The organism is Paenibacillus sp. GCM10012306 (assembly GCF_042649265.1).
In the GTDB taxonomy this organism is placed as follows: Bacteria; Bacillota; Bacilli; order Paenibacillales; family Paenibacillaceae; genus Paenibacillus_AQ.
In genome coordinates this window covers 32599-45525 of sequence record NZ_JBHRYW010000022.1, presented here as the reverse complement: position 1 = coordinate 45525, position 12927 = coordinate 32599, and the positions used below count along the sequence as shown (strand labels likewise).

At 49.6% G+C, this 12927-nt stretch carries 13 protein-coding genes; 12 read left to right on the top strand and 1 reads right to left on the bottom strand.

The genetic code is table 11. The annotated features are described in order from the left end of the window. Window positions 1-289 precede the first annotated feature (289 nt). From veg to ACFORK_RS28225, 7 genes are all read left to right on the top strand, one after another. Window positions 290-565 (top strand): biofilm formation stimulator Veg, encoded by a 276-nt coding sequence (gene veg, locus ACFORK_RS28255; protein WP_066367960.1) that lies wholly within the window; start codon window positions 290-292, stop codon window positions 563-565. Between the two features lie 124 nt (window positions 566-689). Further along, complete coding sequence (locus ACFORK_RS28250) at window positions 690-869, top strand: small, acid-soluble spore protein, alpha/beta type (protein WP_066367955.1); 180 nt, start codon at window positions 690-692, stop codon at window positions 867-869. 160 nt (window positions 870-1029) lie between these two features. Beyond that, window positions 1030-1884, top strand: coding sequence for a 4-(cytidine 5'-diphospho)-2-C-methyl-D-erythritol kinase (ispE, locus tag ACFORK_RS28245; RefSeq protein ID WP_379205413.1), 855 nt, complete (start codon window positions 1030-1032; stop codon window positions 1882-1884). Window positions 1885-1959: 75 nt separating this feature from the next. Next, the gene (purR, locus tag ACFORK_RS28240) at window positions 1960-2784 is read left to right on the top strand and encodes a pur operon repressor (protein WP_379205412.1); all 825 of its coding nucleotides are present in this window, start codon (window positions 1960-1962) and stop codon (window positions 2782-2784) included. Between the two features lie 245 nt (window positions 2785-3029). Further along, on the top strand, window positions 3030-3317 hold the full coding sequence (spoVG, locus tag ACFORK_RS28235) for a septation regulator SpoVG (RefSeq protein WP_020425826.1): 288 nt from the start codon (window positions 3030-3032) through the stop codon (window positions 3315-3317). 284 nt (window positions 3318-3601) lie between these two features. After that, window positions 3602-5002 (top strand): bifunctional UDP-N-acetylglucosamine diphosphorylase/glucosamine-1-phosphate N-acetyltransferase GlmU, encoded by a 1401-nt coding sequence (gene glmU / locus ACFORK_RS28230; RefSeq protein ID WP_379205411.1) that lies wholly within the window; start codon window positions 3602-3604, stop codon window positions 5000-5002. A gap of 88 nt (window positions 5003-5090) precedes the next feature. After that, window positions 5091-6044 carry a ribose-phosphate diphosphokinase gene (locus tag ACFORK_RS28225; protein WP_066367931.1) on the top strand — a complete coding sequence of 318 codons (954 nt, stop codon included), beginning with the start codon at window positions 5091-5093 and terminating at the stop codon, window positions 6042-6044. 104 nt (window positions 6045-6148) lie between these two features. Here the strand turns inward: ACFORK_RS28225 and ACFORK_RS28220 are convergent, their stop codons facing one another. After that, complete coding sequence (locus tag ACFORK_RS28220; protein ID WP_066367928.1) at window positions 6149-6349, bottom strand: hypothetical protein; 201 nt, start codon at window positions 6347-6349, stop codon at window positions 6149-6151. Between the two features lie 116 nt (window positions 6350-6465). Between ACFORK_RS28220 and pth the strand changes: the two genes are divergently transcribed. The 5 genes from pth (at window position 6466) to spoVT (ending at window position 12838) form a co-directional block, all read left to right on the top strand. After that, window positions 6466-7026, top strand: a complete 561-nt coding sequence (gene pth, locus ACFORK_RS28215) for an aminoacyl-tRNA hydrolase (protein WP_379205410.1) — start codon at window positions 6466-6468, stop codon at window positions 7024-7026. A gap of 85 nt (window positions 7027-7111) precedes the next feature. Further along, complete coding sequence (locus ACFORK_RS28210) at window positions 7112-7342, top strand: anti-sigma-F factor Fin family protein (protein WP_066367922.1); 231 nt, start codon at window positions 7112-7114, stop codon at window positions 7340-7342. A gap of 131 nt (window positions 7343-7473) precedes the next feature. After that, window positions 7474-10998 carry a transcription-repair coupling factor gene (mfd, locus tag ACFORK_RS28205; RefSeq protein ID WP_379205409.1) on the top strand — a complete coding sequence of 1175 codons (3525 nt, stop codon included), beginning with the start codon at window positions 7474-7476 and terminating at the stop codon, window positions 10996-10998. After that, the gene (locus ACFORK_RS28200) at window positions 10985-12013 is read left to right on the top strand and encodes a peptidylprolyl isomerase (protein ID WP_379205408.1); all 1029 of its coding nucleotides are present in this window, start codon (window positions 10985-10987) and stop codon (window positions 12011-12013) included. The genes mfd and ACFORK_RS28200 overlap by 14 nt, the downstream gene beginning before the upstream one ends. Before the next feature lie 282 nt (window positions 12014-12295). After that, entirely contained in the window at window positions 12296-12838 is a 543-nt protein-coding gene (gene spoVT / locus ACFORK_RS28195) for a stage V sporulation protein T (protein ID WP_379205407.1), read from the top strand. Window positions 12839-12927: the final 89 nt, after the last annotated feature.

The window sequence follows — 12927 nt, the reverse complement described above, 5'->3', positions numbered from 1 at the left end:
TTTTAGCGGCTATATACGTAACAGAGGAGAGCCGGGCGGAAGCCCGGTTCTTTCTTTTTTAGAAAAAAAGGGTCTGCCGCTCATAATCTGCCGGGAACGGGACACACTCCTCATAAGGACAATTCAGGATAATGCTTATTACCGATAACAAGGCATTGATTACAGCCGATCTTTCCCCCGAAAAAAATCCATTGACATCCCTTTTGGCATAATTTATAATTATTTATTTACTTTGACATCGAATGTAAAATGATGTATAATGGACAAGGAAAGAGGTGGTCGTCAGGCAATGGCTAATAACGCGCTGTTGGAAATCAAACGCAGTCTCGAAGCTCACGTCGGTCATAAGATTACGCTACGTGCAAATGGTGGTCGCCGTAAAACCGTCGAACGCACCGGTGTCCTGGAAGAAACGTACCCTTCTGTTTTTATTGTCAAATTGGATCAGGAGCAACAAACGTTCAAACGTGTCTCCTACAGCTATGCCGATATACTTACCGAATCTGTGGAAATCACAGTATGTGAAGATGACGGGCAGATGCGGATCATGTATATTAAATCTTAATGATTCACGAACAGCCTCCTTTTTGGGGGCTGTTTTTTGTTGGATGAATGATCCCTTCCCCTGGCAAGCATACTAATAAGGCAATTTGCTCATTATCAAATATGCATTAAGGGAGGGACCTTAAGTGAGCCGAAGAAGACGTAGCACGATGTCGGAGGAACTGAAGACCGAGCTGGCCAAGGAACTGGGGTTCTACGATACTGTGGAGCGTGAAGGCTGGGGTGGAATCAGAGCGAAGGATGCCGGAAATATGGTCAAGCGGGCCATTCAGCTCGCTGAGCAGGCTGCACGTAGATCGGATTAAGGCTTAGGGTGTGTGGGACTTCGAGAGACGCTGCCAAGATGGGGCGTCTTTTGTGCTGTCTTCAGAGATCCATTACATTTGAAGAATGGACTTCGATACCAGTTTCTCATATAATATGTTAAGTTGTTTTTAGGGGAAAAGCTGAAGGTGGGTGAACGCCTTGAAAATGTACGAAAAAGCGCCGGCCAAAATCAATTTGATGCTGGACGTATTGCATAAGCGCGCTGACGGTTTTCATGAGGTGGAAATGATAATGACGATGGTGGATCTGGCAGACCGTTTGGAGTTGTCGGAGACGCCGAGGGATTCGATTATAATATCCAGCCAGGCGGGGTATATCCCCCTGGATGAGAAGAATTTGGCCTTTCAGGCCGCAAGGCTGATTAAAGACCGCTATAATGTGCGGAGCGGCGTACATATCCATCTGGATAAAAGAATTCCGGTTGCCGCTGGGCTTGCCGGCGGCAGCAGCGATGCCGCAGCTACGCTGCGCGGCCTCAATAGGCTCTGGCGCCTCGGTATCCCGGCGCAAGAGCTGCAGGAACTCGGCGCTGAGCTTGGCTCTGACGTGCCTTTCTGCGTGACGGGCGGCACGGCCCTTGCGACCGGCCGTGGGGAGAAGCTGACGCCGATTGCCAGTCCCCCGCAGTGCTGGGTGGTGCTGGCGAAGCCGCCGATCAATGTATCGACGGCTGAGGTGTATGGCCGCGTGCGTGCCGGGAATATCGCCGTGCATCCGTCCGCTAGTGAGATGCGTGCGGCCATTGAGGCTGGCGATTTTCACGGTGTATGCAACAGGTTAGGCAACGTCCTGGAGGACGTGACGCTGAAGCTGCACCCGGAAGTGCAGCAGCTTAAGGATGCGATGATCAAGCTCGGGGCTGACGGGGTCTTGATGTCTGGTAGCGGACCTACCGTGTTCGGGCTGGTTTCAAAGCAGTCAAAGGTAGCGCGGATCTATAACGGATTGCGCGGATTTTGTAAGGAAGTATATGCAGTACGGTCGCTGACATAGCAGGCTTCTCTTGTATAAACCCGTACAAAAGTGATATATTTTTCTATAATATTCGGTTTTGGCGAGGAGTATTCTGTGAAGAAACTAAAACGAAGTCAGCGTTTGGTTGACATGACCCAATTTTTGCTGGAGAAGCCGCATGACCTGCTGCCGCTGTCCATTTTTGCGGAGCGTTATGGTGCGGCGAAGTCATCCGTAAGTGAAGATCTGGCTATTATAAAAGAGGTATTTGAAGGTGAAGGTATGGGCGAACTTCAGACCCTGGCCGGTGCGGCAGGCGGAGTGCGCTATATTCCGATGATTCCGAAGGAAATGGCGCTGGACTTTGCCAAGCGTCTGTGCGAACAGCTCGAACATAGCGATCGCATTCTTCCCGGCGGGTATTTGTATATGTCTGATCTGCTTGGGCTTCCTTCCTTGATGGAGCAGGCTGGCAAGATCATTGCCACTGCCTACAGCAATCAGGACATCGATGTAGTTATGACCGTAGAGACCAAGGGGATTCCTCTGGCTTATGCCACAGCTGCGCAGCTGGGATTGCCAGTCGTGATTGTGCGTCGTGACCATCAGGTGACGGAAGGCTCGGCAGTGAGTATTAATTATGTATCCGGCTCGCATAAGAGCATCCACACGATGTCGCTGTCCAGACGGGCCCTGAAGGAGAAATCCAGGGTACTGATCGTGGATGACTTCATGAAAGCAGGGGGAACCATTCGTGGAATGGTGGATCTGCTCGGCGAGTTTAATGCTGAAGTGGCGGGTGTTGGTGTTCTGGTGGAATCTGGCGCAGTAGAATCAGAAGAGCGGCTGCTGCACGAATATGTGTCGCTTGTGAAACTAAGCGAAGTAGACGCCAAGGAGCGGAAAATTTCCGCGCATCCGGGAAATTACTTTTTTTAACGGAAATGTGAATAGAGATACGCGGGTTAGCTGAAATGGCAGGTCCGCGTATTTTTTCAAATACGGAGTAATTTGTCGAAATTATGAGGAATAAACAGTAAAACGCCCGAAACATGTCGAAAACAATGGATGCTCAAAAATAATCTTCTTAAACAGTCATTTTTTGGTATGAAAAAGAAGGATTTCGCATTGCTGTGTGGAATTATACACCAAGTCTCTGATGGAAAAAGGTGGTGAACACACACATGCAAATTACGGATGTCAGACTCCGCCGAGTTAACTCTGAGGGGAGAATGAAAGCAATTGCATCCATTACCATCGACAACGAGTTTGTTGTTCATGACATTCGCGTCATCGACGGGAACAATGGGATGTTCGTTGCTATGCCGAGCAAGCGTACACCGGACGGAGAGTTCCGCGATATCGCACACCCGATCTCTTCGGGCACACGCGAGAAGATTCAATCTGCGGTTCTGGCCGAGTACGATCGCGCCGCTACAGAAGAAGAAGAAGTTATCGAAGAGGGAGCTTAGGATGCGCTTTCTACTCGCTAACAGCTGCCCTTCGGGGCGGTGCCAGGCCATGCCGTTATTTATAATATCAGAAAGTATGAGCATCCCTTTGAAGTGACTTCCTGATATTGCAAAAATGTGCTGCCTTTACTGATGGTTTTTACCGCATCAATTAAGGTCCAGCATGAACGGTCTTTATCATTGGGGTTCGGAGAAAAGGGAACCATGCCTACATGGTTCTCTTTTCTTTTTGCCCGGAATGAGATATATTCAGTAGTGAGTTCAAGAGTAGGAGGTTGGCATTCTTGAAAAGAATGGCAGTAGTACTTGCCGCAGGCCAGGGCAAGCGGATGAAATCTAAATTATACAAGGTGCTGCACCCTGTTTGCGGAAAGCCGATGGTTGGGCACGTGCTTGATACAGTAAAAGCGACCGGATGTCAGCGGAGTATTGTCATCGTTGGACACGGCGCGGAAGCGGTTCAGGCTTATTTGGGCGACAAGGCGGAATATGTGCTGCAGGAACAGCAGCTCGGAACCGGCCATGCCGTGAAACAGGCCAAGGATTTGCTGGGCGGCGAAGAAGGAACGACGATTGTGATCTGCGGGGATACCCCTCTGGTTACGACGGAGACGCTTAACGGGCTGATGGCGCTGCATGAAGAGAACAAGGCGGCAGCAACCGTGCTCAGCGCTGTTATGGATGATCCTACAGGATACGGACGTATTATCCGCGGGGAAGACGGCGGAGTACAAAAGATTGTTGAGCAGAAGGATTGCACTGCGGAGGAAGCTGCTGTACAGGAGATTAATACAGGCACTTATTGTTTTGATAATGCTAAATTGTTTGCTGCTCTGGAGAAAGTCACGAACAGCAACAACCAGCAGGAGTATTATTTGACCGATGTAATCGGCATACTGCGGGCTTCGGGCGAGATTGTACTGGGTTACCAGACAAAGGATGCCGCGGAGTCTATTGGTGTGAATGACCGACTGGCGCTGTCAGAGGCTGAAGCCCATATGCGTAACCGCATTAATCGTTACCATATGCTTAACGGAGTAACCATTATTGATCCTGCCTCAACCTATATTGGAGCAGAGGTAGTCATTGGGTCGGACACTGTTCTGTATCCGGGAACAATTCTGAAGGGCTCAACCGATATTGGAGAGAACTGTGTGATCGGTCCGTCAACGGAAATCGAAGATTCCCGTGTGTTAGACGGAGCTGAGATCAAGCAATCCGTATTGAATCAGGCAGAAGTTGGCGCACGGACCACCGTTGGGCCTTTTGCGTATTTACGTCCCGGTGCTGTACTGGGGCAGGAAGTCAAAGTCGGCGATTTCGTAGAAATCAAGAATGCCACGATCGGCGATGGTTCCAAGGTGTCGCATCTAAGTTACATTGGTGACGCATCTGTAGGCTCGAATGTAAATGTCGGCTGTGGTGCAATCACCGTCAACTATGATGGTTATAATAAAGCCAAGACAGAGATTGGCGATGATGCCTTTATCGGCAGCAACGTGAATCTCATCGCTCCCGTTAACGTGGGCAAAGGGGCCTATGTTGTTGCGGGATCAACCATTACCCGTTCCGTTCCGGATCATGATCTTGCCATTGCTAGAGTGCGGCAAGAGAATAAAGAGGGCTATGCGGTGAAGATCCGTGCCCGTGCGAAAGCAAAGAAAGATAATTCCAGTCCATCGTAATGTCCTGCTGTAATCGCCGGACGGACTAAACATTTTTCGCTCCGGCGCCTTTGGAAAGCTAAATTCCGTCACGGAGGGTTTATATTTTATGACTTATTGTGATTCCAAGTTAAAAATTTTCACCTGTAACTCTAATCCCAAGCTGGCCAGTCAAATTGCGGACTATATCGGCATTCCAATGGGTGAGTCGCACACTACCAGTTTCAGCGATGGCGAGATTCAGGTGAAACTGTCGGAAAGCGTACGGGGCTGCCATGTATATGTAGTGCAGTCGACTTGCGGTCCGGTCAATGACAACCTGATGGAGCTTCTCGTCATGGTAGACGCACTCAAGCGTGCATCCGCGAAGAGCATCAATGTGGTTATTCCTTACTACGGGTATGCGCGTCAGGACCGTAAGGCACGTTCACGCGATCCGATTACGGCCAAGCTGGTAGCGAACCTGATTGAGAAGGCAGGCGCGCACCGTGTCATTACGATGGACCTTCACGCGATGCAGATTCAAGGTTTCTTCGATATTCCGGTGGATCACTTACTCGGCGTACCGATTCTGGCCCAGTATTTCCGCTCCAAGCAAATCGAGAACCCTGTTGTTGTGTCTCCTGACCACGGCGGTGTGGTTCGTGCCAGAAAACTGGCCGATTTCCTGAATGCTCCACTGGCTATTATCGATAAACGCCGTCCAGAGCCGAATGTCAGTGAAGTTATGAACATCATCGGTAACATTGAAGGCAAAACTGCGATCCTGATTGACGATATCATTGATACAGCCGGAACAATTGTGCTGGGTGCCAATGCCCTGATGGAAGGCGGCGTGAAGGAAGTGTATGCCTGCTGTACCCACCCGGTTCTGTCTGGACCTGCGCATGAGCGTCTGGAGAACTCGCCAATCAAGGAGATTATCGTGACGGATACCATTCCAATCCGTAGCGAGAACCCAACTTCGAAGCTGAAGGTGCTGTCCGTTGCTCCACTGATGGGCGAAGCTATCATCCGTGTGCACGAGGAGCTGTCGATCAGCAAGCTGTTCGAGATCGAATAAGGCATACAGGCTAGAAACAACTGTATAATAAATAAAGGGTTACACCTCTCCTATTCGGAAGATGTAACCCTTCTCGGCGTGATGCCGGGGAAATCGTGTGGTCTCTAGTACCCGGGACGGGAGATGAAGGTATAGCGGCTACGGTTGTACAGCGTACCCTGCAGTTCTACAAAGCCTTCATCTACTGCCGTCAGTATACCGATGTCTATGTGCACATTGTCCAGGTAAATCTCGACAGGCACAGCATACTGGATGTGATACTGGAAATGGCGGTGAAGTATCAATTTCTCGCCCTGGCGTAACATAGAATAATCACCTGTCTTCGAAAGTGTAATGTCGGTCCAAGAAGCCCTTATGCTTCCATTGTACCAAAAACAGTAATCACTTGCGCAAAGAGCCGAAGGGAAAGGAACGTTCAGCAATGAAATGGATAGTTGGACTCGGGAACCCCGGTCCGCAATATGCGAAGACTAAGCATAATGTCGGATTCATGGCGCTGGATGAACTGGCAGCCAGACACGGAATTTCCTTCAATCAGAACAAATGCAAATCGGTTATCGGTGAAGGAGTGATCGACGGAGTTAAGACCGTACTGATCAAGCCAATGACCTTCATGAATCTCTCTGGTGAAGCCGTACGCGCATATATGGACTACTACAAAGTTCAGCTTGAAGATATGATCGTAGTCTATGATGACCTGGACACGGAGCTAGGCAAGGTACGGCTGCGTTATCAGGGTAGTGCTGGCGGGCATAATGGAATTAAATCCATCATTCAGCACACGGGAACCCAGAACTTTAACCGGATTCGAATGGGCATCTCACGCCCTGAGCCGGGCTATGCGATAGTGGATTATGTACTGTCCACTTTTGCCAAGAAAGATGGAGACAAGCTGCAGGATACGATTACGAGTACCTGTGATGCGCTCGAGTTTAGTCTTAAGCATACGTTTGAACAGACCATGGCTAAATTCAACGGTTAATATGTTGTAACGGTCTTTGTACCGGGCTAAAGACAGTGTCAGCCGGGCATACTGAAGGTATATACTACCTTCAGGAGGCATATAGATGGCAATAAACTATGTATGCAGGCACTGCAGAACCTTTCTGGGCAGCATTCACAGAAGCGATGCGACAGAAGTGCAGCTTGGCCTACATTCCTTGACCCCTGCGGAGCGCAGAGATATAATAGCGTATGATTCAGAAGGCGAGATTACGGTAAAGGTTACTTGCGATTACTGCAAGCAGGCCTTGGATAACAATCCCGAGCTTAGCCTCCTGGCCAGTCCGCTTCAGTAAGTGGAAGCGCCTGTCTCTATCGTCATCCGCAAGCCTTGGCGTTACAGCTGAGGCTTGTTTTTCGATTCCAATCATAACAGGTGAGGCGGCATCAGCCGCCTTCAGCCTGTTTAGTAAGAGAGGTGCGCCTGTTGTTACAAGGTCTTATAGAAGCTTTTTCCCAAGATCCCGATTTTCAATCTATCACCCGCGGTGTTGCAGCAGGTATGAAGGAACAGCTCATATCCGGCTTGTCCGGATCTGCAAGGCAGATCATGCTGGCAGCGCTGCATGAAGAGACAGCACGTCCGCTGCTGGTGGTGACACATAATATGTTCTCGGCGCAGAAAATGGCTGATGACTTGCAGGAAGCGCTTTCTCCAGATCGCGTACTGCTTTACCCTGCCAATGAACTGGTGGCCGCTGAAGCGGCGGTATCCAGTCCAGAGACGCTAGCTCAGCGGATTGATGTGCTGACACGGTGTGCTCAGGGCTTCCGGGGCATTGTAATCGCCCCTTATTCAGGTGTGCGCCGTCTGCTGCCATCCCCTCATGTTATGGCCGAAGCGCAGGTGACAATCACGCAGGAAGGTACACTTAACCTTGAGGAATTCCTGCTGTCCATGATCGAAATGGGCTATGAGCGGGTGGAACGGGTAGAGAACCGCGGCGAGCTAAGCGTGAGAGGAGGTATTGTGGACTTCTATCCAATGACCTCTGCTCTGGCTTACCGGGTGGAGCTGTTCGACGATGAAGTCGATTCTATCAGAACTTTTGATCCGGGAGATCAACGCTCGATTGACAAGGTGCGGAGTGTGAAGATTACCCCGGCCAAAGAGATCATCGCGGACAAGTCCCGTCAGGAAGCGGCAGCTACTGGAGCGGCTGCTCTACTGGAACGTCAGCTTGAGAAGATGACGGACCGCCAGGCGAAGCTGCGTTTGCGGGAGGAAATGGGCCGTGAGCTGGAAATGCTGCGTCAGGGTACTTATTTTCCGGAAATCTATAAATATATCAGTCTGCTGTATCCTGAACGTTCCCATCTGTATGATTACATGGTGGAGGATACACTGCTTGTATTCGACGAGCCGGCACGGCTTTTGGAAACGGCGAAGCAGTTGGAACGGGACGAATCGGAATGGAATCTTCATCTGATGCAGAACGGTAAGACACTGCCGGATCTACAGCTCTCCGTAGAGACTGATACGGTCATGTATCACCGTCCATTCCAAAGTCTGTTCATGTCGATCTTTCTCCGCCAAGTTCCGCATGTTCAGCCCCAGAACATCCTTGGGTTCATTAGCCGTGGGATGCAGGATTTCCACGGGCAGATGAATGTCCTGAAATCAGAGATGGAACGCTGGCACAAGTCCGGCGTTAAAGTCATCATGCTGGCGAACGGCGAGGAACGTATTGAGCGTGTGCGCAGAGTCCTGTATGACTACGGCATTGAGGAGCCAACCATTGTTCAGGGAAACCTGGGTTCTGGTTTTGAGCTCCCGTCTATTCACCTTGCGGTGATCACCGAAGGCGAGATGTTCTCCCAGAAGCAGCGCAAGGCGCGCAAAGCGTCGAAGGGCATGGACAATGCCGAACGAATCAAGAGCTATACGGAATTGAAAATCGGCGATTATGTCGTTCACCAAAATCACGGGATTGGTAAATACATGGGGATCGGTACGCTGGAAGTCAGCGGAATCCACCGTGATTATATGCATGTTATGTATGCCGGTGGCGACAAGTTGTCTGTGCCGATTGAACAGATTGATCTCATACAGAAATATGTTGGTTCCGAAGACAAGGAGCCAAAAGTATACAAGCTGGGCGGTAATGAGTGGACCCGTGTTACCAATAAAGTGCGTTCTTCGGTACAGGATATCGCCGACGATCTGATCAAGCTGTATGCCGAGCGTCAAAGCGCGATGGGATACGGATTTGAGAAGGATACCCAGGAGCAGCAGGAATTCGAAGAGGTATTCCCGTACGAGGAGACCCGTGACCAGCTGCGGGCTATCGAGGAAATTAAAAAGGACATGGAGCAGAATCGCCCGATGGACCGTTTGCTATGCGGCGATGTCGGATATGGCAAGACGGAGGTAGCTATTCGTGCCGCCTTTAAAGCAGCCATTGAAGGCAAGCAGGTGGCTGTACTGGTGCCGACGACGATTCTTGCCCAACAGCACTACGAGACTTTCCGTGAGCGGTTTGCTAATTACCCTTTGAATATTCAGGTGCTAAGCCGATTCCGCAGCCGCAAGGAGCAGAATGATACGATCAAGGGTGTCAAACAGGGAACTGTAGATGTCGTCATCGGGACACATCGACTGCTTTCACAGGATCTGGTCTTTAAAGATCTGGGTCTATTGATTGTGGATGAGGAGCAGCGTTTCGGCGTGACTCATAAAGAAAAGCTGAAGAAGTTAAAGACGAACGTGGATGTATTGACCCTGACGGCAACACCGATTCCCCGCACACTCCACATGTCGATGCTCGGGGTACGGGATTTGTCAGTCATTGAGACGCCACCGGAGAACCGCTTTCCCGTACAGACGTATGTCGTTGAACATAGCCATACTTTGACTCGTGAGGCAGTGGAGCGAGAGCTGGCACGCGGTGGCCAGGTTTACTATCTTTATAATCGTGTCCAAGGTATTCAGGAAATGGCTGCACAAATCTCCATGCTGGTACCGGAAGCTCGTGTTGGCATCGGCCACGGCCAGATGTCAGAGCAGGAATTGGAGAAGACCATTCTGGACTTCCTTGATGGAGAATACGATGTGCTCGTCAGCACAAGTATTATCGAGACCGGGGTAGATATTCCTAATGTTAATACGCTCATTGTACATGATGCTGATAAAATGGGCCTTTCCCAGCTCTATCAGCTAAGGGGACGGGTAGGCCGGTCCAACCGGATCGCTTACGCGTATTTTACGTATCAGCGGGACAAGGTTCTGACCGAAGTGGCCGAGAAGCGGCTACAGTCGATCAAGGAGTTCACAGAGCTTGGCTCCGGGTTCAAAATCGCTATGCGCGACCTCTCCATCCGTGGAGCGGGGAACTTGCTGGGGGCAGAGCAGCACGGTTTTATCGCCTCTGTGGGTTTTGATCTATATTCACAAATGCTGGCCGAGGAGATCCGTAAACGCAAGGTGACTGTACTTGGCGAGGAAGACACTTCGCTGAAGGAAGGCAATACAGTCATTGATTTGTCGATTGACGCCTATCTGCCGTCAGAGTATATTTACGACAGCATCCAAAAAATTGAAATTTACAAAAAGGTAGCAGCTATTTCCGCCTTTGACGATGCTTCCGAGCTTGAAGACGAGCTGCTCGACCGCTTCGGGGAGTTGCCGGAGGCTGTCGTTAACCTCCTGTCTGTAGCCCGGTTGAAGGTCTATGGCAAGATGTACGGCATCGATTCCATGGTTCGGCGAGGAGACGATGTGTCGCTCAATTTCTACGAGGATCGAATCGGGGCTTTCGATACGGCAAAGCTCGCTAAAGTTGGAAATCGTTTCGAAAGACGTGTACAATTTGAAAAGGATGCCAAAGCTGTCATCCGGGTCAAGTCGAAAGGACTCGGGGACAAAGAGCTGCTTGACTTGCTTGAGCAATTCCTGGAGGAAGTCAAACAGGCTTTCAAATCGAAGGGAGAACTTCACAATGTCGTTAAATAACAAAAAAACCTGGAAAGTGCTGCTCGTATCACTCGCAGCGGCTCTTTCCTTCTCTGTACTATCCGCTTGCAGCAGCAAAGGGGGCAATGCTGGCGACAACAGTACGGCAGTTGCTACTTATAAAGGTGGTACAATAACAGAAAAAGCATTTGATTTGGATCAGAAGATCATGAAATTCCTGTCGCCAGAGCAGGCACAGTATTTGCAAATTGATGCCTTCAAGGAGTCCATCCTTAAGCAAGAGGTAGCCTTTGATTATTTGGCTGGTAAAGCTACGGATGAGGCCAAGAAGGAAGCTAAGAAGGAAGCCGATGCTCAAATTGAGGCTATGAAGAAAGGCCTTGGCAAAACGTATAAAGATACTTTGAAACAGCAGGGAATCACGGAAGACGATATCCATGCATATATGTTGCGTGTACTGACTGTGTACAAGGATGAACTGCTCAAAGTCTCGGATGACGATGTGAAGAAGGAATTTGAAGCGACAAAGGGCGACTTTACGGTAGCCAGTTTGCGTCATGTCCTGATTGGCTTTACGGATGCCGACAAGAAGGAACGCAGCAAAGAGGATGCTTTGAAGCTCGCAAAGCAAGTAAAGGCAGAGCTTGATGGCGGAGCCGATTTTGCAGAGGTTGCGAAGAAATACTCCGACGATCCGGGTTCCAAGGAAACGGGTGGCGAGTACAAAGACAAAGAAGTGGGTAGTTATGTAGAATCATTTAAAAAAGCTGCACAGACCCTGCCGCTGAACACGATCAGTGAACCGGTTGAAAGCCAATTCGGATATCACATTATCAAGGTAGAGTCCCGTACAGAGAAGACCTTCGACCAATTGACTGACCAGCAGAAGGACAGCATTAAGGAATCACTGGCTTCCAAGAGCCTGGAGAACTTCATGGAGAAGGAACTCGACGGCATCATTGAGAAGATCAACCTGCCGAAGAGCTCTGCCCCTGCTGATGAAAAAGGCACAGAGCCAAGTGCATCTCCGGAGGCAACAAAGGCCGCTGAATAAGCCGGGACAAGCTCCCTTTAACATTCAATACACACTACAGAAAGCCTCGTTGATTCTGTTTCAAATACCGCCCCTGTGGGCGGTATTTTTTTGTTTTATTCAGGCTATTCACAGCAATCGGCACAGTTTGCCCGAGATTTTTTATACAGGCAATGATATGTATAAGGAACTGGGAAGAGATGAATACTATGGGCAGATATTACGATAAATCACTGGGATTATCCATTCCCATAATGGACAGTAGTTGAACAATACTTCTTAAGAAAGCGGGGCAACATGTGAATGAAAGCTACTGGAATTGTACGACGTATTGACGACCTCGGACGAGTGGTGATTCCAAAAGAAATTAGACGGACGCTTCGTATCCGGGAAGGAGACCCTCTTGAAATTTTCGTTGACCGCGATGGTGAAGTCATCCTCAAGAAATACTCTCCAATCGGCGAGCTTGGCGATTTTGCCAAGGAATATGCCGAGTCACTGTATGAAAGCACGGGTCATATTACAATAATCGCGGACCGAGATACCTTCATTGCGCTTGCTGGCGGTTCCAAGAAAGAGTATTTGGAGAAGCAAGTGGGTCCGCTACTGGAAAAGGTAATGGATGGCCGCAAAACCGTGCTGGAAACGAACGGTGGTAATTACGAGATCGGTAAAGACCACACAGAATTGCTGTCTTCTTATGTAGCATCCCCGATTATTTCCGGAGGCGATCCGATCGGCTGTGTAGTGATGCTCAACAAGGATGATTCGGTGAAAATGTCCCAGATGGAAGTCAAAATGACTGAAACGGCTGCTGCATTTTTGGGCAAGCAGATGGAACAGTAATATCTACGGTACTATGGCTCCTGCTCTCCTTTTGGTATGATGTACAAAGGAAAGCGGGAGTTTTGTCGTTCAGGGCATACATACGTTAT